Here is a 22423-nt window from a genome sequence, read left to right as displayed (position 1 = left end):
TATCGTCCCGCGCATGCCTGACTTCGACTGGGAGCGTCCGCTCAAGGACCTGCACGAGCTGGCGGAGCTGACGGGTGGACCCGACGGCGCGCGGCGGTTGGCGTGGAGCGAGGACTGGCGCGGGGCGCGCGAGTGGCTGCTCGGCAAGCTGGCCGAGACCGACGCGACGGTGGAGCGCGACGTCGCCGGGAACCTGTGGGCGACGATCCCCGGCGAGCGCGACGAGATCGTCGTCGTCGGCTCGCATATCGACGCGGTGCCGCACGGCGGGTGGCTCGACGGCTGTCTCGGCATCCTCGCGGCGGTCGAGGTCCTTCGCGCGCACAAGGGCTCGACGCCCGCGGTGACGTTGAAGCTGGTCGACTGGGCCGACGAGGAGGGCGCGCGGTTCGGGCGCTCGCTGCTCGGCTCATCCGCCGCGGCGGGAACGCTCGACCCCGAGGCGGTCCGCGGCTTGAAGGACAACCAGGGCATCGCGCTCCCGGACGCGCTGAAGGAGAACGGCATCGACCTGGACACGATGGGCGCGGCCGAGCTGCCGGAGATCGCCGCCTACCTCGAGCTGCACATCGAGCAGGGCCCGCGGTTGGAGGAGGCGGGCAAGCCCGCGGCGGCGGTGATCGGCTGCTTCGGCGTCGAGCGTCACAGCATCACCTTCACCGGCAAGGCCAGCCATGCGGGCAGCACACCGATGAACCTGCGCCACGACGCGTTCCTCTCCGCCGCCCGGTTCGGGCTCGCGGCGCGCGAGTCCGCGATCGAGCGCGGCGGCGTCGCCACGGTCGGCACCGTCACCGCCGACCCCGGCATCCCCACCATCATCAACCGGGTCTGCGAGGTCACGCTCGACCAGCGGGCGTTCACGCCGCAGCAACTCGTCGACATGCTCGCCGACGTCAAGGCGGCCGCGGCCAGGATCGGCGACGAGGAGGGCGTCGAGGTCGAGTGGAAGCGGATCTGGCAGATCGACCCGATCCCGTTCGACGCAAGGCTCGTCGACCTCGCCGCCCAGGCCGTGGGCGAGATCACGGGCGACGAGGACCCGCCGCGGCTCCCGTCCGGCGCCCTGCACGACGCCGCCGAGGTCGCGCGCCGCTACCCGACCGTCATGGTCTTTTCGAGCTCGACCAACGGCGTCAGCCACTCACCGCTGGAGGACACGCCGGAGGACGATCTGCGCATCGCCCTCCGCGCCTACGGCCGCCTCTACGAGTTGACCGCGGGGATGATCTCCGCGCCGTAGGCCTCGAGCGTCTCGTCCTGGCCCTCGGTCATCAGGTAGACGATCCACTCGTCCACGCCGATCGCCTGCAGGCCGCGCAGCTTCTCCACGCACTGCGCGGCCGAGCCGATCACGCAGAAGCGATCGCAGATCTCGTCCGGCACGAACGAGCCGTGCGCCGCGCCCACCCGCGAGTGGTCCTTGTAGTCGTAGGCATCGCGGCCCTTGATGTAGTCGGTCAGCTCGCGCGGGATGTCGGACGTCTCGCCGTGCACGCGGACGATGTCGGCGACGTGGTTGCCGACCATCGCGGGGAACCAGCGGACCTGGTCGCGGGCGGCGGCGATGTCGTCGGAGACCTTCGAAGGCGCGCATACGAGGCACTTCAACGCCGCCGGATCGCGCCCGGCTTCTTCGGCGGCGCGGCGCGCCGTGGCCATCGTCCACTCGATGATCGCGGGGTCGGCGAGCTGGATGATCACGCCGTCTCCCACCCGTCCCGCCACGCCCAGAGCCCGTGGTCCGTAGGCGGCGACGTAGAGCGGGATCTCGGGCTTGTCCTGCGCCCACTTGAGCTGGATCTCGGTGCCCTCCCACTCCACGGGGCGCCCGTTCATCATCGCCTTGATCATCCGCAGCCGCCGCTCGAACTCGGCGATCTTGGTCGGCTGGCGCCCCATCACCCGCACCGCGGAGTCCCCGCGCCCCATCCCCATCACCATGCGGCCGTCGGAGATGTCCTGCAGCGTCGCGTGGGCGCTCGCCGTGACGGCCGGCTCGCGGGTGACCGGGTTGGTCACGCACATGCCGATCCGCATCCGCGAGGTCTTCGCCGCGAGCAGCGTGATCAGCGGGTACGGCTCCTGCCACAGGATCGGCGAGTCGTAGGTCCAGCCGGAGTCGAAGCCGAGCGACTCGGCCTTGACGATCAGCTCGACGAGCCGCTGGTACGGCGGGTCGGGGAGGACGGTGACGCCGAATTGCAAGCCCATCAGCTCGCCACCGCCGGCTCGAAGATCGAGCGCTTGACGAAGCGCCCGCGGCCGGGCTCCGAGACGACCTTGCCGTCCGCGTAGACGGTCTCGCCGCGCGAGAGCACGAAGCGCGGCTTGCCCTGGACCTCCCAACCCTCGAACGGGTCGTAGTCGACGTTCATGACGTGGGTGGAGGCCGAGATCGTGTGCTTGACGTCGGGGTCGAAGACGACCACGTCGGCGTCGAAGCCGGGCGCGAGCGCGCCCTTCTTGTCGAGTCCGAAGATCCGCGCCGGGCCCCAGGACCCGTGGCGCACGAGGTCCACCACGCTCATATGGCCCGCTCGCACGGACCGGTCGTAGAGCAGCGTGAGCCGGTGCTCGATCGCCGGCAGGCCGTTCGGGATCTTCGTGAAGTCCCCGAGGCCGAGCTCCTTCTGCTCTTTGAAGTTGAACGGGCAGTGGTCGGTCGAGATGCCCTGCAACGCGCCCTGGCGCAGCGCCTGGTAGAGCACGGCCTGGTTCTTCTCCTCGCGCAGCGGCGGTGAGCAGACGTACTTGGCGCCCTCGAAGTCCGGCCGGTCGAGATCGTCGACGGTCAGGTAGAGGTACTGGATGCAGGTCTCGCCGAAGATCGGCAGTCCGCGGTCGCGCGCCGCGCGGATCTCGTTCACCGACTCCTCGCAGGTGACGTGCACGACGAACAGCGGCCGCTTGGTCCACTCGGCGAGCCGGATCGCGCGCCCCGTTGCCTCGCCCTCGACCTCGGGCGGGCGCGACCACGCGTGGTACTTGGGGCTGGTGTTGCCCGCCGCCATCGCTTCCTTCTGGTAGCGCACCACCGCGTCGCCGTTCTCGCAGTGGACCATCACCAGGCCGCCGGTCTTGCCGGTCTCCTCGAGCACGGCGAGGAACTGCTCGTCGTCGACCATCAGCGCGCCCTTGTAGGCCATGAAGACCTTGAAGGACGTGATGCCTTGCTCCACGCAGTCGCCCATCTCGGCGATCACGTTCGGCTGGGCGTCGGTGATCGCCATGTGGAAGCCGTAGTCGATGTGCGCGGCCCCATCGGCGCGCCCGTGCCACTCCTCGCGCGCGTCCTTCAGGGACCCGCCGACGTACTGGATGATGAAGTCGACGATGCACGTCGTCCCGCCGGCGGCCGCGGCTGCGGTGCCGGTGTCGTAGTCGTCGCAGCTCCAGGTGCCGCCGAACGGCATCGAGAGGTGGGTGTGGTTGTCGACGAGCCCCGGCAGCACCAGGCAGCCGGAGGCGTCGATCTCTTCGTCGGCCGAAAGGCCGGTCCCGATCGCGGCGATCGACTCGCCCTCGATCAGCACGTCGGCATCGAACGCGTCGGTGGCGGTGACGACCCGCCCACCCCGGATGAGACGACTCATGCGCGAAGGCTAAACCTTCGGCGCCGTGAAGGCCGCTATAACGCGCCCACCATGGGTCGACTCCTGCTGATCGTCGTGCTTTTCCTCACCGTGTTCTCAGGTGTCGCGCAAGCCGCCGGCTGGTCGCCGCCGATGCTGATCGCACCGCAGCTCGTCACGACCTCGGTGTCGTGCCCGTCGGCGACGTTCTGCGCCGCCGTCGGGGGCGCGAACGCCTCGATCTACGACGGCGCGGGATGGAGTACCCCGGTTCCCGTCGGCGACGCTGCGGCGCTGCAGGCCGTGGCCTGCCCGGCGCCCGGGACGTGTACCGCGGTCGGCAAGGACGGGGTCGTCGCGACCCTTGCCGGCGGCAATTGGACCGCGGGCGTGATCGCCGGCGCCCAGTCGATCCCGGCGGTCTCCTGCCCGACGACGACGTCCTGCACGGCGCTGGACGTCAGCGGCGATGCGTTCGTGCTGGACCACGGCAGCTGGAGCGCCGGCGCGCCGACCGGTGCGACGGCCGTGGTCGCGGTCTCGTGCCCGTCGACTTCCTTCTGCGCCGCGCTCGAGCGCAGCGGCGGCGTGGTGACGTACTCCGGCGGGACGTGGGGCGCGCGGACGCCGGTACTCGGCAACGACGCGACCGCGATCGCCTGCTCGTCGGCGTCCTTCTGCGTTGCCGTCAGCGAGACGTCCACGTCCGTGTTCAACGGGTCGACGTGGGCGCAGAAAGGGCTGGGGCGGCCGGTGAGCTACTTCGGCACGGCGTCGATCTCCTGCCCGGTCGACGGGTCGTGCATCGGCATGACCTACGACGGTCTCGAGACCACCTATCGCAACGGCGCCTGGAGCGATCCCGACTGGGCCGACGACAACTACGACTACTACGACAGCGCGACCGGAGCGCGACCCGGAGGGATCTCCTGCCCGTCGATGACGTTCTGCGCGGCGGTCGACGCCAACGGCACCGCGGTGACGCTCAGCGGCGGGAAGTGGAGCGAGCCGGAGGCGGTCGGCGCGAACCTCAAGTCCATCTCGTGCCCGACCACGACGTTCTGCGCCGTGCTCGATTCCAACGGCCGGGCGCTCACCTGGAATGGGCACAGCGCGTCGCCGCCCACGAAGATCCAGGACGCGGTCAACCGAGGGGTGGCCGTCTCCTGCGCCTCGCCGAAGCACTGCGTCGCGATCGACCAGTGGGGCGCCGCGGTCACGTTCGATGGCGCGCACTGGGGGGCGCCGGTGGAGACCAGTGCCGAGTCCCTCGACCTTCTCTCGTGCCCCACGGAGTCCTTCTGCCTGGCGTACGACGGCTACAACAGGGCTTCCCGCACGCTTCGCAACGGCACGTGGAGCGCGCCGACGGCGGTCGGCAGCATCGGGTTCTCCGCCGTCTCCTGCGCGAGTGCGACGTACTGTGCCGCCGTCGACTATCTGGGCGACGTCACGACCTTCGACGGGTCGCAATGGAGTGCGCCGGTGCACGTCGACGACTACCCCCTGACGTCGATCTCGTGCCCGGCAGCGGGCTTCTGCGTCGCCTTGGACCTGGGCGGCAGGGCCGTGAACGGTCGCAACGGCGTGTGGAGCACGCCGAAGACCATCGGGTGGGGGTCCGGCGTCTCGTGCGCGTCGCCGTCGTTCTGCATGACCATCGGCGGGTCGGGCAGCACGCTGATCCACGACGGCACGAATTGGGACGCCCCGACGCCGATCGGCGCCGTCGGCGGCATGGACTTCATCTCATGCGCCGCGGAGGACACCTGCGTGGCCGTCAACCGGTCCGGCTACCTGGTGGCGTACGGCGAGCCGCAGCCGACGGCCACGCCGACGCCGACACCGACACCGACCGCCACACCGACCGCGACTGCGACGGCCACGCCGGTGCCGGCCCCCGAGGAGCTGCCCGCGGCCACGCCGACGGTGACGCCCGTTCCGGTCGCGCCCGCGAACCCGGTCGCCTCACTGCGCTCGGTCAAGGCCGCCGAGAGGGTCGTCACGGTCGCGGCGAAGTGCAAGGGCGACGCGAGGACCCGGTGCGTACTGGCCTTCACGCTCACGGCCGGCAAGAAGACCGTCGGCCACGCCACGTTGGTCCTCGCCGGCGGCGCGAGCAAGACCCTCACGCTCAAGCTCACCGCGGCCGCCAAGCGGTCCCTCGCCAAGGCGCACAAGCTCTCGGTCAAGCTCAAGGCCGAGCAGACCGTGGGCGGCAAGCGCGTGACCGTCTCCACGAAGACGGTCACGCTCCGCGTCAGGTGATCTGGTAGACCGGCCCGTCCCCACCCTCGGGTGGGGTCAGGCGCCCGCCCTTGGCGGTGATCGCGCCGCACTGCACGCAGTTGGAGGGGTTGACGATCAGGTCGATCATCCCCTCCTCGGGCGCGTCCTCGGGCACCTCGTAGACGCCCGCGGGGCACATCCAGGCCCAGCCCTCGCCCACCTCGCGCGGCACGCGCTGCTGGATGCGGATGTGCGAGGGCGCGTCGTCGCGCGTCGCGTTGCCGGTGAGGAAGACGCCGCTCAGCTTGTCGAACGTGTACTTGCCGTCGGGCTTGGGGTAGCGCTTCTCGCGGCCGGTGCCGAGCTTCAGCGGGGACTCGGAGTCGCGGTGCGTGGCCCAGTGCCCGCCCGGGAAGCGGCCCTTCGTGACCACCATCGCGTTGGTGATCGCGCCGCCCACGATCAGCCCGCGCGCGAACGGCTGCTTCATGTTGCGCGACTCGTAGAGCTCCTTGCCCATCTCGGAGGCGTAGATGTCCTTCTCGTAGGCGGAGAAGTCGCTCGAGCCGGCCTTGAGCTGCTTGTAGATCGTCTCCGCGGCGAGCCGGCCGGACTCGATCGCGTAGTGGATGCCCTTGAGCTTGGGGACGTTGACCATCCCGCCCGCGTCGCCGGCGATGACCATGCCGGGCGCGTGCAGCGTCGGCATCGCCCAGTAGCCGCCCTCGGGGATCGCCTTCGCGCCCCACGCGGTGCGCTTGCCGCCCTCGAGGATCTTCTTCACGAGCGGGTGCAGCTTGAACTCCTGCAGCACGTCGTGGACGGAGAAGCGCGCGTCGGTGTAGTCGAGGCCGGTCACGAACCCGATCGAGACCTTCGGCGTCTCGCCGTCGCGGTTCATGCCGTAGATCCAGGAGCCGCCGAACTCCTTCCACTTGCCGCTCGCGCGGAGTGGCCAGCCGAGCGTGTGGACGATCTTCTCGAACGGCTTCTCGACCTCCCACACCTCCTTGACGCCCAGCGCCCACACCTGCGGGTCCTTAGGCGCGAGGTCCAGCACCTTCAAGGCGGCGCCGGTCAGGTGGCCCCAGTTGCCCTCGGCGAGCACGGTCGCCTTGGCGATCACGTCCGAGCCGGGCTCGAAGTTGCCCTTCTCGCCGCCCTGCTTGTCGCGGCCCTTGTCGCCCGTGCGGACGCCGACGACCTTGTCGTCGTCGACGAGCAGCTTCGCGCCGACCGTCTCGGTGAGCACGTAGGCGCCCATCTCCTCGGCCTTCTCGCCCAGCCAGCGGTTGACCTCCGCCACTGAGACCACGTAGTTGCCGTGGTTCTTGAACGGCGGCGGGGTCGGCTTCAGCGGCACCGCGCGCTTGCGGTTGAGCATGAAGTAGACCGTCTCGCGCTTGACCTCGCCGTAGTGCGGCCACGAGTCGTCGTCGGGCAGCAGCTCGCGGATCGCGGACGGGTTCATCACGCCGCCGGAGAGCTGATGCGCTCCGGCGACGCGGCCCTTCTCGATGACCGCCACCGGCACCTCGCCGAGAGACTCCGTCAGCTCGGGGTCATCCTCGAGCAGCTGGAGCAGCCGGATCGCGCAGGCGAGCCCGGCCTGGCCGCCGCCGACGATCGCGACGCCGACCTCGATCCGCTCGTCCTCGGCGTCCGTCGGCGGGCCGGCGAACTCCTTGGCGGAGTCGACCGGGGGCGGGAATTGGCTGGGGGCGGCGGACATCGTGCGTTAGCCCTTCTTGGCCTTCACGGCCTCGGTGAGCTTGGGGACGATCTTGTTCAGATCGCCGACGATGCCGAGGTCGGAGAACTCGAAGATCGGCGCGTTGGAGTCCTTGTTGATGGCCACGATGTTCTCGGAGGCCTGCATGCCGACCTTATGCTGGATCGCGCCGGAGATGCCTGCCGCGAGGTACAGCTTCGGGGCGACCGTCTTGCCGGTCTGACCGATCTGGGCGGAGTAGGAGTACCAGCCGGCGTCGACCACCGCGCGGGTCGCCGCGACGGCGCCGCCGAGCGCGCCCGCGAGCTCCTCGAGCGCGTCGAAGCCCTCCTTCTTGCCGAGACCGCGGCCGCCGGCGACGAGGATGTCGGCGTCCTCGATGTTGACGTTGGCGCCGCGCTGCTCGCCACGCTGGACCATCTTGGCCTGCAGCGAGTGGGCGCGGAACTCGACGTTGAGGTCCTCGACGGTCGTGGTCCCGCCGGTTTCCTTCGTCTCGAAGGCATTGAGGCGGCCGATGATCACGCCGACCTTGGAGCGGTAGTGGACCGAGCTGATCTGCGAGTCGCCCAGGATCGGGCGCTCGGCGACTAGCTTGCCGTCCTCCACACGGACGTTGGTGACCTCCATGCAGACGCCGGCGTCCAGGCGCGCGGCGAGGCCGGCGCCGATCTCGAAGCCGAGCAGGCCGCCGCCGAAGAGCGCGTAGCCGAGGTCGTTGGCCTCGATCGCGGCCGCCATCGCGTCCACGACCGGCTGCGCGAGGCCTTCCGGGCCCTCGACGCGGTAGACCTTGCTCGCCCCGTAGTTGCCGAGCTGGGAGACCAGCTCGTCGCTGACGCCCTCGCCGACGACGATCGCGTGGCACTCGGTGCCGAGCTCGGCCGCGAGCTTCGCGCCCTCGGACACCGCGCCGAGCGAGTTCTTGTTGAACGCGCCGTCGTAGTGCAGCGCGTAGACCAGGATCCCGCTCATGACAGAAGCTTCCTCTCGTCCAGCCACGCCACGATCTTCTCGACCGTGTCGTTGGTGTCCTCGTCCTCGATGATCAGGCCCGCGGACTTGGCGGGCGGGGCGGCGAAGTCGGAGCAGTGGGCGCGCGCGTGCTCGAAGCCGACGCGGTCGGCCTCGATCCCGGCGTCGGTGGCCGACTTGGTCTCCAGCGGCTTCTTCTTGGCGCCCATGATCGCCTTCAGCGACGGGTAGCGCGGCTCATTGATGGCGTCGCCGACGGAGATGACGGCCGGTAGCGCGACCTGCACCGTGTCGTAGCCGTACTCGGCCTGGCGCTCGCAGCGCAGGCCGCCGTCCTCGACGTCGATCTTGATCACCTGCGTGAGGCTCGGCATCGCGAGGTGGTCGGCGACGACGGCGCCGATCGTGTAGCACTCGCCGTCGTCGGACTGCTGGCCCAGCAGGACCAGGTCCGGCGCCTCGGCCTCGAGCACCTTGGCCAGCGCGTAGCCGGTTCCGTTGACGTCCGAGCCCGCGAGCGCGTCGTCGGTGAGGTGCACGGAGCGGTCAGCGCCCAGCGAGACGGCCTTCTGCAGCGCGCGCGTCGCGGTGCTCGGCCCCATCGTCACGGCGACGACCTCGTCGACACCGAGCGCGCCGCCCTCCTTGAGCTGCATCGCCGCCTCGATGGCGTGCGTGTCGAACGGGTTGAGGGTCTTCTCCCCGCTCCGGTCCAAACGCCCCGTCGAGCTGTTGATGCGCTTCTCGACGGCGGCGTCCGGGACCTCTTTGACCAGGACGCAGATCTTCACAAGTCACCTCATATCAAGAACGAACGTTCGGCATCCTAGCGCGTTGACTGACCAGTCAATCCAGTGGTTCGGCCAGGTCCAACAAACGTTCGAGAACCTGCTCTCGCAGGGTTCCCGTCGGAGGCCCCATACCCAACAATTCCGCCAGCCAAAGCCCATCGGCGGCCAAACGGGCAACCGTGGCATCGACCGGATCGCGCCCTTCGCGCTCCACCCGATCCTGCCAGATCCCGTACTGCTTGCGCACCGCGACGAGCAGCGAGGGGTCGCCGATCAGCGCCGCGAGCATGCCCAACTCGTTCCCCGCGGGCGCGGAGGCCTTCACGTACCCGCGCACGAAGTCCGGGTCTTCCTCGTCCATTTCCTTCTGGAACTCGGCCAGCCAGCGCTCGATCAGGCCCTCGACGAGGTCGCGCTTGGACTTGAAGTGGTAGAGCAGCCCGCCCTTGGAGACCTCGGCCTCCAGCGCCACGGCGTCGAGCGTCAGCGCCTGGGCGCCGTCGCGCATGACGACGGCGCCGGCGGCGTCGAGGAGTCTGTCTTTAGTGCGTGCCTGCGGCATTCAGCCCCACGACGCCGAGGATGATCAGCCCGAGCGAGGCGATCTTGAGGACGTTGGCGGTCTCGCCGTAGAGGGCGATGCCGGCCAGCGCGATCGCGGCCGTGCCGACGGCCGACCAGATCGCGTAGGTCGTGCCCACGCTGAAGTGCTTGAGCACCAGGGCGAGCAGGAAGAACGAGATGCCGTAGCCGACGACCACGATCGCCGCGGGTAAGGGTTTGGAGAAGCCCTCGGAGGACTTCAGAGCAAGCGTGGCGATGACTTCGGACGCGATGGCGAGTGCGAGATAGATGGCGGTCATGCCCTCCACTGTACCGTCCAGACGGTACAGTTCAAGGCGTCACGGCGTGACCGCGCCCTCGATGAAATCGATGATCGCCTGGGTGGGCGCTCCCGGCGTGAAGACCTCGGCCACGCCCAGCTGCTTGAGCTCCGCGATGTCCTGATTGGGGATCGTCCCGCCCACGGTGACGACCACGTCGCCCGCGTCCTGCTCGCGCAGCAGTTCGATCACGCGCGGGACCAGCGTCATGTGCGCGCCCGAGAGGATCGAGAGCCCGACGGCGTCGGCGTCCTCCTGCAGGACGGTCTCGACGATCTGCTCGGGCGTCTGATGGAGGCCGGTGTAGATGACCTCCATGCCGGCGTCACGGAGGGCGCGGGCGATGATCTTCGCTCCGCGGTCGTGTCCGTCGAGGCCGGGCTTGGCCACGACGACGCGGATTTTCCTGGTCGATGGGGCCATGTCTCGGATATTACGAGGACTTCCTCGTTTTTGGCGAACGGTTGATGAGCGCAGGCGGAACCGACAAGCTTGGCGCGGTTGCGACCACCCGCTCACCCAGACGCTGCCGCGCTGCTCAGGATGGAGCACGCCGTCGTGCGCGTGCTCGCCACGGCCGCGGGCGAGCGCGAGGCCTATCCCGGGCTGCTGGCCGCGATCGGCGAGTCGCTCGGCTGCGCCGGAGCGATGTGGCTCCCGGGCGAGGACGACGAGTTCCACTGCGTTGAGACGTGGCCGGCGGGCGCCGCGCTCGGCGCGGCGCTGGTCGCCTCGGCGGCTGCGAGCGGGCCGGTGTCGGCCGAGGGAACCTTCGCGTTCCCGCTCCGCGGCGTGGGCGTGATGGCGTTCGCGACGACCGGGCCACTGGCATTCGACGACGCGATGCTGGCGACGCTCGAAAGCCTCGGCACGCAGATCTCGGTGTTCGTCGAGCGCTGCCGCGCGGTGCAGGCGGTGCAGACCTCGGAGGCACGCAAGACGGCGATCCTCAACGCCGCCTTCGACAGCATCATCACGATGGATCACCTGGGCAACGTGGTCGAGGTCAACCGCGCGGCGGAACGCACCTTCGGGTACCGCGCGGACGAGATGATCGGCCGCGAGCTGGCGGCGCTGATCGTCCCGCCGTCGCTGCGCGCGGCGCACCGGCGCGGAGTCCGGAAGTACTTGGAGACCGGCGCGACCTCGATCGCCTATCACCCGCTCGAGCTCGAGGGGATGCGCAAGGACGGCAGCGAGTTCCCGTGCGAGGTGGTGATCACGCGCGCCGATCTGCCCGGTCCGCCGCTCTTCTGCGGCTACCTGCGCGACGTCACCGAGGTGCACGAGCGCGAGCGCGACCAGCAGCGGCTGATGGAGGAGCAGGCGGCGCTGCGGCGGGTGGCGACCGCGGTGGCGGAGGGATCGGGGGATCCGCGGCGGGTGTTCGGGGTCGTGACCGAGGAGGTCGCGCGGCTGCTCGGCGCCCAGAGCTCGAACATGGTGCGCTTCGACGCGGGCGAGATGGCGACCGTCGTGGGTGGCTGGAGCGAGGCGCCGGTCAGCAACATCCCCGTCGGCGAGACGGTGCGGATGGACGGCGACACGGCGTCGGCGCGCGTGTACCGGACGGGTGCGCCGGCGCGGATCGAGAGCTACGCCTCGCTCGACGGCGAGCTCGCGGAGTCGCTGCGCTCGCTCGGCTTCCAGAATGCGGTCGCGGGCCCGATCTTCCTCGAGGGTCGCCTGTGGGGCGCGGTGATCGTGTCGAGCGTGGAGCCCGAGCCGCCGCCACTGGGCGCGGAGCAGCGGATCGCCGACTTCGCCGAGCTGGCCGCGCAGGCGCTCGCCAACGCGCAGTCGCGCGAGGAGCTGGCCGCGTCGCGCGCCCGCATCGTCGCGGCGGGCGACGAGGAGCGCCGGCGGCTGGAGCGCAACCTGCACGACGGCGCGCAGCAGCGGCTCGTTTCTCTGGCGCTGACGCTGCGGTTGGCGGCGCGGCGACATCCGAACGACGCGGACCTGGCGCGGGCGGGCGGGGAGTTGACGTTCGCGCTGGAGGAGCTGCGCGAGCTCGCGCGCGGCATCCATCCCGCGGTACTGACCGAGCGCGGGCTGGAGCCGGCGGTCGCCTCGCTGGCGGCGCGGGCGCCGCTGCCGGTGGAGATCTCGATCGATCTGTGCGAGCGCTTGCCCGGACCGGTTGAGGCAGCGGCCTATTACGTCGTGGCCGAGGCGCTGACGAACGTCGCCAAGTACGCCTCCGCGTCCGTGGTCTCGGTGGGCGTGGGGCGGTCGGACGCGCGGGCGCTGATCGAGGTGCGCGACGACGGGGTGGGCGGGGCGGTGGCCGGGCGCGGGTCCGGGCTGCGCGGGCTCGCGGACCGGGTCGAGGCGCTGGGTGGGCGCTTCGCGCTGGAGAGCCCGGCCGGCGCGGGAACGACGCTGCGCGCCGAGATCCCTTGCGGGCGATGACCGCGGCCGAGCTGCTGCGCAGCGTCACGGGGGCGCTCGCCGCCTCCGCTTCGGACGCGTTCGAGGAGGATCTGCCGGGGGTGCTCGTGCGCGGGGACGAGGGTGTTTTGCGTTGGGATGGCGGGACGCTCAGGGTGCCGATCCCGGGAACGGGCGCGCTGCTGATCGAGACCGGACCACCGGACGAGGCGCTGCGCGCCGCGGCCGAGAGCGTCGCGTCGCAGGTCGCGCTGTTCGCGTCGCTGCGCGAGATGGAGGCGCGGCGGCGGGCGATGCTCGACGTCGCGTTCGACTCCGTCGTGACGATGGACGCGTCGGGGGTGGTGCTGTCTGCCAACCGCGCGGCGCAGCGGCTGTTCGGCTACTCCGCCTCGGAGATGGTCGGTCACCGCGTCGCGGAGTTGATCATCCCGCCGTCTCTGCGCGAGGCGCACCGGTCCGGGTTGGAGCGCTACCTGCGCACGGGGCGCGGGCCGGTGGTCGGGCGGCGGGTGGAGCTCACCGCGATGCGGTCTGACGGATCGGAGTTCCCGGTCGAGGTGGTCGTCACGCGGCCGCAGATGCCGGGGGCGCCGGTCTTCTACGGCTACCTGCGCGATCTCACCGCCCGCTACGTCGCCGAGGCCACGCTGCACCGGCTGGCGGACGAGCAGGCGGCGCTGCGGCGGGTGGCGACGGCGGTCGCGGCCGAGTACGACCCGGCGCGGCTGTTCGGGCTCGTGGGTGAGGAGGTCGGGCGGCTGCTCGACGCGCGGACGGCGCACATGTTCCGGTTCGACCCCGACGGATTGGCCGGGACGATCATCGGCGGGTGGGCGCTCTCGCCCGAGCACGTGCTGCCGCCGGGGACGCGGATGCCGCTCGACGGCGACACGGCGGTGACGCGGGTGTGGCGGACGGGGCGGGCGGCGCGGATGGACTCCTACGCGGGTGCGGAGGGGGAGCTGGCGGCGACGATGCGCGGGTACGGCGTGCGGGCGGTCGTCGCCGCGCCGATCTTCCTCGGCGGGGCGCTGTGGGGCGCGGTCGTGGTCTCGACGATGGACCCCGAGCCGTTCCCGGAGGACGCCGAGCAGCGCATCTCCTACTTCGCCGAGCTGGCCGCGCAGGCGCTGGCGAACGCGCAGGCGCGGGAGGAGCTGGCGGCGTCGCGGGCGCGCATCGTCGCGGCGGGTGACGCGGAGCGCCGGCGGCTGGAGCGCAACCTGCACGACGGGGCCCAGCAGCGGCTGGTGTCTTTGGCATTGATGCTGCGTTTGGCGGCGCGGCGGCATCCGGACGACGCCGATCTGCTGCGGGCGGGCGACGAGCTGACCTCTGCGCTCGCGGAACTGCGCGAGCTCGCCCGCGGCATCCACCCGGCGGTACTGACCGAGCGCGGGTTGGAGCCCGCCGTCCGCGCCGTCGCCGACCGCGCGCCGCTGCCGGTCGAGCTCTCGGTGTCGATCGGCGCCGAGCGCCTGCCCGGCCCGGTCGAGGCCGCCGCCTACTACGTCGTCAGCGAGGCCCTGGCCAACGTCGCCAAGTACGCCGGCGCCTCGGTCGTGCGCATTTCCGTGGACCGCGTCGACACCACCGCCCGCATCATCGTCTCCGACGACGGCGCCGGCGGCGCCGACCCCGCCGGCGGCTCTGGCCTGCGCGGCCTCGCCGACCGCGTCGAGGCCCTCAACGGCCGCCTCACCATCGACTCCCCCCTCGGCGCCGGCACCACCCTCCGAGCCGAAATCCCAACTTAACGCCCACCTAAGGGGCCAGACCCCTTAGCTGGCGTTTAGGTTGCGTGGCGGCCGAGAACCGGCGTTGCGCGGCCAAACGCGACCTAAAGGAAACCTAAGGGGTCTGACCCCTTAGGTGTGCTTTAGGTTGGTGGCGAGGGCCGTGAGGAGGCCCAGGGCGAGGGCTCCGGCCGCGATCGCGGCGAGGATCGTCGCCGGGATGGCGAGGGGGATGCCGGTGAGGCCGAGTGGGATGCCGTGGACGGAGATGGCCACGACGGCGGCACCCGCGAGGAGGGCGACGAGGGTCGTCGGGATGCTCTCGAGGATCGCGGTGCGCAGGCGCTGGCCGCGGGTGCCGCCGAGGAGGCGAATCGTCGCCAACTCGGCGCGGCGCTCAGAGGTCGCCATCCGGGCGGTGTTGATCAGCGCGAGCGCCGCGAACAGGGCGGCGAGCCCGACGATCATCCACACGCCCCACGAGTTCTCCTGCCCGATGGCGTGGACGCGGGTGCGGTACCCGCCTCGGGTCAGCACCTCGACGCCGTTGCGGCCCTTCGCGTAGCGGTCCAGTGCAGCGCGCGAACCGGCGACGAAGATCGCCGCGGTGGGCGCGGGGGCATCGGCGAGCACGACGTCGCCCAGTCCCGCGGCGCGGGTGTAGATCGCCCCGACGCGCAGCGTGTGGCGCGACTTGTCGGCGAGGCGGGCGACGAACGTGTCGCCGACCTTCAGGTCACCCGTCTGGGCGAACACGTGGCTCACCGCGACGGTGTCGCCGTGCACGCCGCGCAGGTCCCCCGACGTGAACTGGAGGTCGAGCGTGGGCTTGCCTGTGGCCTTGAGCCCCGCGGCGGGCCACGGAGCGTCCTCGGCATAGACGGACTTCTCGGGGTAGATATCGGTGGTCCGCGCGGACGCGATCCCGGCAATGCCGTCCAGCTTCGCGAGCCGCTCGGCCGTCCCGTCCGGGAGCGGCGCGCCGTCGCGACCGGTGACGACGAACGGCGCGGTCACCCGCTTGGCGGTGACGCGCTCCGCGTCACGCTGCCCGCTGGTCTGGACGATGCCCTGCGTCCCCGCCAGCATCGCCACGAGCACGACCGGGGTCGCCAGCGCGGCCGTCCGCCAGCGGTTGGCGGCCAGCCCGGTCGAGGCGAGCAGGCCGGACGCGCCGAAGCGCCGCAGCGGCCACGCGAGCAGTGCGGCGGGCACGCCGAGCAGGGCGCGTCCGAGCAGCCCGACGCCCGCCGCCAGCAGCATCCCCTCGAGGATCGCGAACGCGACCGCCCACGTGCCCTTGAACAGCAGCGCCATCGCGACGCCGCCACCGAGCAGGAGGACGCCGACGCCGAGCTGCAACACACCCGGCCGCGCACGTTCGATCGCTGCCTCGCGCAGCGCCTCGGCGGGGCGGGTGCGACCGGCGCGGCGAGCCGCGGCGAACATCGCGACCTGCGCGACGAGGATCCCACCGCCGAACGCCGCGACGAGCGGAATCCACGACGTGCCCGGCGCGAACCCGGGCGGCACCGCACCATGGTCGGCCATCACGTCCACGATGGCGTGGGCGAGCGGCTTCCCGGCGAGGATGCCGAAAGCGCCGGCGACGACCGACACGATCAGCGCCTCACCCGCGATCAGCCGGCGAACCTGGTGCGGCGCGGCGCCGAGCGCGCGCAGGACCGCGATCTCGCTCCGCCGCTGGACGATCGCGAGCGAGAACGTGCCTGCGACGACGAACAGCGCGACCATCGCGCTGATCCCGCCCATCGTCCCGAAGATCGCGATCAGGGCGACCCGGTCGGCCGCGCGCGAGTCGCTCGCGTCGGCGTCAGCGGCGTGCGCGCGGTCGAGCACCTTCAACCGCGGGTCGGCGGCGATGCCGGCCGCGGTCCGGCGAGCCGCCACGAGACCCGCCTCGCGGTTCATGTATGCATCTGGTGTGCAACTTGTACACCGGGGTCTGACCCCGGTATGCGACTTGGATGCAAGGGCGATCGCGTTGACCTTGCCCGGGTGGCCGGAGAGGCGGGAGGCCACGGCGTCGGTGAAGAAGAGGGTGGGTGGGCCGGCCGGGCCGCGGACGGTGCCGGTGACGCGGTAGGTGGACTCGCCCGCGGGCGTCGCGATGCGCAGGTGTGAGCCGACCGGCAATCTCGTGTCGGCGACGACGTCGTGCGCACCCGCCGGCGCGTGGCCGGACACGAGCGTGTACGGCGTCAGCGCCGCGCTCGCCCACCCGTGGGCGCTGAGCGGATCGGGGCTCACGGACCGGCCCGCGGCGTCGAACGCGCCGACCGGGAAGGAGACGTCGCCGACCCCGCCCGCGAATTGTCGTACCAGCGCCGCGTCGAGCAGCGGCGCTGGAGCGACGTCCGCCGACTCGTCCTCGGCGGTCGCGATCTCAGGATCGGCCTGGACGACCGCGTCGGCCGCCGCGAAGCGTCCCGGGCCGGGCGCGCTCAACGCACCCGCCATCAGCAACCCGGCGCCATAGGCCAGCGTGACGCCCAGCCAGAGGGCGACGAACGCGCCGGCGAGGGTCCCGCGGTTCGCCCGCAGCGTCTGCAGAGAGATGCGGAACACGTCACTCCCCCAGCCCGGTCATGCGCTCGGCGACCTGCTCGGCCGTCGGCGCCACGAGCTCACCCGCGAGACGGCCGTCGGCCATGAACACGACGCGGTCGGCGTACGCCGCGGCGCTCGGGTCGTGGGTGACCATGACGAGCGTGCGCCCGCCGCGGTCCACGGTGTCGCGCAGCAGCGCGAGCACCTCCCGCCCCGCGCGCAGATCCAGAGCACCGGTCGGCTCGTCGGCGAACAGCAGCTCCGGCTCGCCGACCAGAGCGCGCGCGATCGCCACCCGCTGCTGCTGACCCCCGGAGAGCTGCGCGGGACGATGCCCGGCGCGATCGGCGAGACCGACCGCCGCCAGCGCCGCCGTGACCTGCTCACGACGCAACCGGCGCCCCGCCAGCCGTGACGGCAACGCGACGTTCTGCGCCGCGGTCAGCGCGCCGAGCAGGTTGAAGGATTGAAAGACGAACCCGAGTCGCTCGCGTCGCAGGCGCGCCAGTGCCTTCTCGCCGAGCGCGCTGAGCTCGACATCGCCGAGCCGCACGCGTCCCGACGTCGGCCGGTCCAACCCCGCGGCGGATTGCAGCAGCGTCGACTTGCCGGAGCCCGAAGGTCCCATGACGGCCGTGAAGGTGCCGCGCTCGAAGCTGAGGGTGACGCCGTCGAGCGCGCGGACCACGCCGTCGCCGGAGCCGAAGTCACGAGTGAGGGAGTCGAGAAACAGAGCAGTCATGGTCTGAGACACTCTCCCGCCGCCGGCCCGCCCTGTCGCTGGGGCGCAGAGGAGTCCCGCGGTTCGGGAAACCGGCACCGACCTCCGGTAAACCCCCTACCTAAAGGGGACTGTCCCCTTTAGGTTGTGAGCATGGCCCGCACCGTCCTCATCGTCGACGACTCCACCGCGTTTCGCATGTCTGCGCGGATGCTGCTGCAGGCCCGCGGATACGAGGTCGTGGGGATGGCGGGCGACGTCGCTTCCGGTCTCGCCGCGGCGGCCGAACTGCACCCGGACTGTGTGCTGCTGGACGTCAACCTCCCCGACGGGGACGGCGTGCGCTCGGCGGGGCGGTTCAACGGCGCGGTGGTCGTGCTCGTCTCGACGCTCGACGCATCCGCCGTGGGCGACGTCGAGGCGTCGGGGGCGAAGGGCTTCGTCCCGAAGGCCGAGCTGGCCTCACCCCGCCTCGTCGAACTGCTCGGCGCGCCATGACCCGGGTCGTCATCGCCGAGGACCAGGCGCTGCTGCGCCAGGGGATCGTTCGCCTCCTCGCCGACGCGGGCTTCGAGGTCGTCGCCGAGGCCGCGGATGCACCCGACCTGTTGCGCAAGGTCGCCGCCCACAAGCCCGACGTCGCGATCGTCGACGTCCAGATGCCGCCCGACAACACCGACGACGGCCTGCGAGCGGCGATGGAGATCCGCGCCGCCCACCCCGGCATCGGCGTCCTCGTCCTCAGCCAGTACGCCGAAGAGCGCTACGCGGTCGACCTGATCGGCGACGACGCCGAGGGCGTCGGCTACCTGCTCAAGGACCGCGTGACCGACTTCAAGCTCTTCGCGGACGCCGTCAAGCGCGTCGCCGCCGGCGGATCGGTGCTCGACCCGACCGTCGTCGCCCACATGTTCGGCCGCCGCCGCCGCGACGACCCGCTCGACGGCCTCACCCCGCGCGAGCGCGAGGTGCTCGAGCTGATGGCCGAAGGGCGCTCGAACAAGGGCATCGCCGAGGCGATGGTCGTCACCCCGCACGCCGTCGAGAAGCACGTGACCGCGATCTTCACCAAGCTCGGCGTCGGCGGCGGCGCCGAGGACCACCGCCGCGTGCTCGCGGTGCTCCAGTTCATCCGAGGGGGATCCGGGCGCGGATGAGCGTCCCCGCGCCGCGCGGGGACTCCACCTCGAGCGTCCCGTCGAGCGCGCCGACGCGATCCCCGAGACCGCGCAGTCCGCTCCCGCCCGCGGCGTTCGCGCCACCCACGCCGTCGTCGCGCACGTCCACCACGGCGCAGCCGTTCTCGCGCCGCACCTCCACCCGCGCGTACGTCGCCCCCGCGTACTTCGCCACGTTCGTCAGCGCCTCCGCGACGACGAAGTAGGCCGCGGTCTCGACCGCACTCGGGAGCCGCTCCGCCAGCGCGCTGTCCAGCTCGACCGGCACCGGCGCCCGGCTGGCCAGGGACTCCAGCGCCGCGTCGAGCCCCCGTTGGGAGAGCACCGCGGGATGGATGCCGGAGGCGAGGTCGCGCAACTCGCCGACCGCCGCCTGGGCGTTGGCGAACGCGCTCTCGACCAGCTCCAGCGCCCCGTCCGCGTCGGCGGGAAGCCGTTCGCGCGCGAGCTGCAGCTCGATCATCAGCGCCACGAGGCGCTGCTGCGCGCCGTCGTGCAGATCGCGCCCCAGTCGCCGGCGCTCCGCGTCGCCCGCTTCCACCAGCCGCGCGCGCGAAGCGCGCAACGCCTCGACCTGCGCCCGCAGCTCGACCTCCAGCCGCGCGTTCTCCAGCGCCAGCACGGCGGCGGCGCTCGCCTCGACCACCAGCTCGGGCGTCTCCGACAAGACCCGCGCGTGCAGGAGCGCGCCGACGCGCCGCCCCTCGTGATCGATCTCCGTCAGTTCGCGCTCGCCGGCCTCGATCGGATGCCCGGCACGATCGACGTACCCGCGCTCGGGCAGCCAGTAGGCGACCTCGAGCGTCGGATCGCCGAGCGCGTCGGCGAGTGCATCGCGCAGGTCGCGGTCGCGCGCGAGCTGCTCGATCAACCGGCCGACGGTCGCGGTGCGGAAGAAGCGGGTGCGCACCAGACCGAGCAGGAACGCCGCCGGGAGCAGCGCGAACGCGGCGATGAACGCGATCTGCGCGGCCATCTCGCCGGCACCGGCGGACTGGGTCGCGGCGGTCGCCAGGCCGAGGACCATGATCACCGCCCCGAGCAGCAGCACCGGCTCCAGCCCGCGGCGTTGGGCGTGGTTGGACGCGCGCCAGCGGCGGAGCAAGAGGACGACCGTCAGCGTCACCGCGACCACGGCGAACACGCCCTGGACGGTCTCGATCACGCTCGCGATCGACCGGTCGTCGCTGATCAGGATCGGATTGCTCGGGCAGTCGTCGCCCAGGTCAGACCCGCAGGTGCTGAACAGGACGAGCACCGGCTGCAGCACGCCCGCGACGTAGCCGAGCGCCGCCACGATGCGCGCGCCGCGCGTCTCGAGCCGGCCGGACGGGAACGCGAGCAGCAGGTGGATCAGCAGCGAGATGATCACCGTGTCCGCCGTCGCGCCGATCGCCCACAGCACTGGTACGTCGAAGAGCGAGAAGCCCGTCAAGGCGACGCCGACGCCGACGATCGTCATCAGCGCGCCCGTGCGATTGTCGGGGCGGCGCAGCCAGGCGAAGGAGCCGACCGCGACGAACCCCCACGCCAGCGCGATGCCGAGGTACGGGACCGCGCGCCCACCCGGCGGCAGGCGGTCGAAGCCCGGCGTCGCCACGAGGATCACGGTCCCGATGGCGAACGTCGTCACGCAGGCGGCGGCGATCGTCAGACGCATCGCCGCCGAGCCTACGGGGCCGGGCTTACTTCATGAGCGTCAAAAGCCCTATCCGCCGCGCATCGCCTCGCCCAGCAGGGCGCGGGCGATCACGAGCTTCTGGATCTCGCTCGTTCCCTCATAGATCTCGGTGACCTTGGCGTCGCGGTAGTAGCGCTCGGCCGGGAACTCCTTGGTGTAGCCGTAGCCGCCGAGGATCTGGATCGCCTCGCCGGTCTGGCGGCGGGCGACGCCGGAGGCGAAGAGCTTGGCCTGCGCGCCCTCGACGCTGTGGGGCTTCCCGCCTTCCTTCAGGCGGGCGGCGCGCCAGACGAGGGCTCTTGCGGCCTCGACCTCGGTCTGCATGTCGGCGAGCTTGTGCTGGATCGCCTGGAAGCGGGCGATCGGGCCGCCGAACGCGTTGCGCTCCTTGGCGTACCCGGTCGCGAGGTCGAGCGCGGCCTGGGCGATGCCCACCGCCTGCGCGGCGATGCCGATCCGGCCGCCGTCGAGCGTGCGCAACGCGACCCGCATGCCGTTGCCGGACTCGCCCAACCGTTCGGCGGGCGTGTCCTCGAAGGCGAGGTCGGCGGTGGAGCTCGAATTGAGCCCCATCTTCTCTTCCTCGCGGGTCACGGCGAAGCCGGCGGCGCCGGCGCGGACCAGGAAGGCGCTCGGCTTGTCGCGTTCCTTGGCGAAGACGATGAACGTCGAGGCGAACGAGCCGTTGGTGATCCACTGCTTGGCGCCGGTGATCCGGTCATCCGACACCCGGGTCCGCATCGCGCCGGCGTCACTTCCCGACCCCGACTCGGTGAGCGCGAACGCGGACAACTCCTCGCCGCTCGCCAGCCTCGGGACGTGCGCCTCGATCTGCTCCGCGGAACCGTGGTTGAGGATCGGCAGCGTGCCCGCGCTCGTGTGCACGGCGACGGTCACGCCCACACCCGCGTCGGCGCGCGAGAGTTCCTCCAGCACGAGCATGTAGGCGAGGAAGTCGGCCCCCGCGCCGCCGTGCTCCTCCGGCACGCACACCCCCATCAGCCCCAGCTCACCGAGCTCGCCGAACAGCTCACGCGGGAAGTGATGGTCGCGATCCCACTGCGAGGCGAACGGCGCGATCTTCTCGTCGGCGAACCGCCGCGTCAGGTCGCGGATCTCACGCTGGTCGTCGGTCAGCTCGTGGACGCTCACGTGCGCACCGCGCGCTGCACCGCGAACCCGCCCACGAGCGCCGCCGCAGCAGCCACCCGAATCTTCCGCCCGAGCCGCTCGAAGCGCATGATCTCCCACCCCTCCGCGCGCGCCACGCGCGCCAGTTCCTTGTCCGGATTGACCGCGACAGGATGCCCGACGAGCCGCAGCATCGGCAGGTCGGACTCGGAGTCGCTGTAGGCGTAGGACGCTTCGAGGTCGATGCCCTCGCGCACGGCCAGGTCGCGGATCGCCTGCGCCTTGCCCTCGCGGTAGTTGAACGGCCCGCCTTCACGACCGGTGTAGACGCCGTCGATCACCTCGGCGACGCTGCCCACGGCGCCGTCGAAGGTGAGCACGATCGCCATCAGCTCGGCCATCTCCTGGGCGGCGGCGGTGCAGATGAAGATCGGCCGGCCCTCGTCCTGATGCTCGTAGGCGAGCTCGAGCATCCGCGGGTACAGCCGCGGGAGCACCCCTGCGAGCACGCTTCCGGAGAGCCGCTGCAGATCGCGCACCTTCGCCCCCTCGAGCATCTCCGACACCCGCGCGCGGATCGCGTCAGTGCCCGCGTCGGTGGAGCCTCTCAGCCGGAAGACGATGTTCTCGTAGGCGTCGCGGGCGATGTCGCGGCGCGAGAGCATCCCCGCCTTGTACGCCGCGCGGCCGAACTGGAACGACGACGAGCCCGCGATCAGCGTGCGGTCGAGGTCGAAGAACGCGGCCCCGTTCTCTCCTTCGCGTTTGATCGCGCCCCCGCCCGGAGGCGGGGGAAGGATGTGCGGGCGCTCGGTCAAGCGC

Annotated in this window: 19 protein-coding genes; 6 read left to right on the top strand and 13 right to left on the bottom strand. The window is 71.5% G+C overall.

Annotated elements, in window-relative coordinates; all coding sequences use genetic code 11:
• The first annotated feature begins 13 nt into the window (after positions 1–13).
• Positions 14–1243, top strand: a complete 1230-nt coding sequence (locus OM076_RS29975) for a Zn-dependent hydrolase (protein WP_270043810.1) — start codon at positions 14–16, stop codon at positions 1241–1243.
• On the opposite strand, the gene OM076_RS29970 is transcribed toward OM076_RS29975, so the two are convergent.
• Positions 1207–2214 (bottom strand): TIGR03842 family LLM class F420-dependent oxidoreductase, encoded by a 1008-nt coding sequence (locus OM076_RS29970; protein ID WP_270043809.1) that lies wholly within the window; start codon positions 2212–2214, stop codon positions 1207–1209. The two genes, OM076_RS29975 and OM076_RS29970, sit on opposite strands and share 37 nt — an antisense overlap.
• Positions 2214–3596: a dihydropyrimidinase gene (hydA, locus tag OM076_RS29965; protein ID WP_270043808.1), complete on the bottom strand. Its 1383-nt coding sequence runs from the start codon at positions 3594–3596 to the stop codon at positions 2214–2216. The genes OM076_RS29970 and hydA overlap by 1 nt, the downstream gene beginning before the upstream one ends.
• A 51-nt stretch (positions 3597–3647) precedes the next feature.
• Here hydA and OM076_RS29960 point away from each other — a divergent pair, with 51 nt between their 5' ends.
• Positions 3648–5843 carry a hypothetical protein gene (locus OM076_RS29960; protein ID WP_270043807.1) on the top strand — a complete coding sequence of 732 codons (2196 nt, stop codon included), beginning with the start codon at positions 3648–3650 and terminating at the stop codon, positions 5841–5843.
• Here OM076_RS29960 and OM076_RS29955 read toward each other — a convergent pair.
• The 6 genes from OM076_RS29955 to icmB are packed head-to-tail and all read right to left on the bottom strand — an operon-like array spanning position 5836 to position 10609.
• Positions 5836–7536 carry an electron transfer flavoprotein-ubiquinone oxidoreductase gene (locus tag OM076_RS29955; protein ID WP_270043806.1) on the bottom strand — a complete coding sequence of 567 codons (1701 nt, stop codon included), beginning with the start codon at positions 7534–7536 and terminating at the stop codon, positions 5836–5838. The genes OM076_RS29960 and OM076_RS29955 overlap by 8 nt on opposite strands.
• A gap of 6 nt (positions 7537–7542) precedes the next feature.
• A complete protein-coding gene (locus OM076_RS29950) occupies positions 7543–8511 on the bottom strand; it encodes an electron transfer flavoprotein subunit alpha/FixB family protein (protein WP_270043805.1) in 969 nt (322 codons plus the stop codon).
• Positions 8508–9302, bottom strand: a complete 795-nt coding sequence (locus OM076_RS29945) for an electron transfer flavoprotein subunit beta/FixA family protein (RefSeq protein WP_270043804.1) — start codon at positions 9300–9302, stop codon at positions 8508–8510. The genes OM076_RS29950 and OM076_RS29945 overlap by 4 nt, the downstream gene beginning before the upstream one ends.
• Positions 9303–9357: 55 nt before the next feature.
• Positions 9358–9864, bottom strand: coding sequence for a TetR/AcrR family transcriptional regulator (locus tag OM076_RS29940; protein ID WP_270043803.1), 507 nt, complete (start codon positions 9862–9864; stop codon positions 9358–9360).
• Positions 9845–10165, bottom strand: coding sequence for a DMT family transporter (locus OM076_RS29935; RefSeq protein WP_270043802.1), 321 nt, complete (start codon positions 10163–10165; stop codon positions 9845–9847). The genes OM076_RS29940 and OM076_RS29935 overlap by 20 nt, the downstream gene beginning before the upstream one ends.
• Positions 10166–10204: 39 nt before the next feature.
• On the bottom strand, positions 10205–10609 hold the full coding sequence (gene icmB / locus OM076_RS29930) for a coenzyme B12-dependent isobutyryl CoA mutase small subunit (RefSeq protein WP_270043801.1): 405 nt from the start codon (positions 10607–10609) through the stop codon (positions 10205–10207).
• Between the two features lie 120 nt (positions 10610–10729).
• Here icmB and OM076_RS29925 point away from each other — a divergent pair, with 120 nt between their 5' ends.
• Positions 10730–12601 carry a PAS domain S-box protein gene (locus OM076_RS29925; RefSeq protein ID WP_270043800.1) on the top strand — a complete coding sequence of 624 codons (1872 nt, stop codon included), beginning with the start codon at positions 10730–10732 and terminating at the stop codon, positions 12599–12601.
• Positions 12598–14340, top strand: coding sequence for a PAS domain S-box protein (locus tag OM076_RS29920; protein ID WP_270043799.1), 1743 nt, complete (start codon positions 12598–12600; stop codon positions 14338–14340). The genes OM076_RS29925 and OM076_RS29920 overlap by 4 nt, the downstream gene beginning before the upstream one ends.
• Positions 14341–14451: 111 nt before the next feature.
• Here the strand turns inward: OM076_RS29920 and OM076_RS29915 are convergent, their stop codons facing one another.
• Both OM076_RS29915 and OM076_RS29910 read right to left on the bottom strand, forming a co-directional pair.
• Entirely contained in the window at positions 14452–16908 is a 2457-nt protein-coding gene (locus tag OM076_RS29915; protein WP_270043798.1) for an FtsX-like permease family protein, read from the bottom strand.
• Position 16909: 1 nt separating this feature from the next.
• Positions 16910–17632, bottom strand: a complete 723-nt coding sequence (locus tag OM076_RS29910; RefSeq protein WP_270043797.1) for an ABC transporter ATP-binding protein — start codon at positions 17630–17632, stop codon at positions 16910–16912.
• Between the two features lie 132 nt (positions 17633–17764).
• Between OM076_RS29910 and OM076_RS29905 the strand changes: the two genes are divergently transcribed.
• Both OM076_RS29905 and OM076_RS29900 read left to right on the top strand, forming a co-directional pair.
• Positions 17765–18109 (top strand): response regulator, encoded by a 345-nt coding sequence (locus OM076_RS29905; RefSeq protein WP_270043796.1) that lies wholly within the window; start codon positions 17765–17767, stop codon positions 18107–18109.
• Entirely contained in the window at positions 18106–18768 is a 663-nt protein-coding gene (locus tag OM076_RS29900) for a response regulator transcription factor (RefSeq protein WP_270043795.1), read from the top strand. Before OM076_RS29905 ends, OM076_RS29900 begins: the two co-directional genes overlap by 4 nt.
• On the opposite strand, the gene OM076_RS29895 is transcribed toward OM076_RS29900, so the two are convergent.
• The 3 genes from OM076_RS29895 to OM076_RS29885 are packed head-to-tail and all read right to left on the bottom strand — an operon-like array spanning position 18740 to position 22419.
• Entirely contained in the window at positions 18740–20449 is a 1710-nt protein-coding gene (locus OM076_RS29895; RefSeq protein ID WP_270043794.1) for a sensor histidine kinase, read from the bottom strand. The genes OM076_RS29900 and OM076_RS29895 overlap by 29 nt on opposite strands.
• Positions 20450–20497: 48 nt before the next feature.
• On the bottom strand, positions 20498–21622 hold the full coding sequence (locus tag OM076_RS29890; protein WP_270043793.1) for an acyl-CoA dehydrogenase family protein: 1125 nt from the start codon (positions 21620–21622) through the stop codon (positions 20498–20500).
• Positions 21619–22419, bottom strand: a complete 801-nt coding sequence (locus OM076_RS29885) for an HAD family hydrolase (RefSeq protein ID WP_270043792.1) — start codon at positions 22417–22419, stop codon at positions 21619–21621. The genes OM076_RS29890 and OM076_RS29885 overlap by 4 nt, the downstream gene beginning before the upstream one ends.
• Positions 22420–22423: the final 4 nt, after the last annotated feature.

Source organism: Solirubrobacter ginsenosidimutans, assembly GCF_027587205.1.
This window is presented reverse-complemented; position numbering and strand designations above follow the sequence as displayed.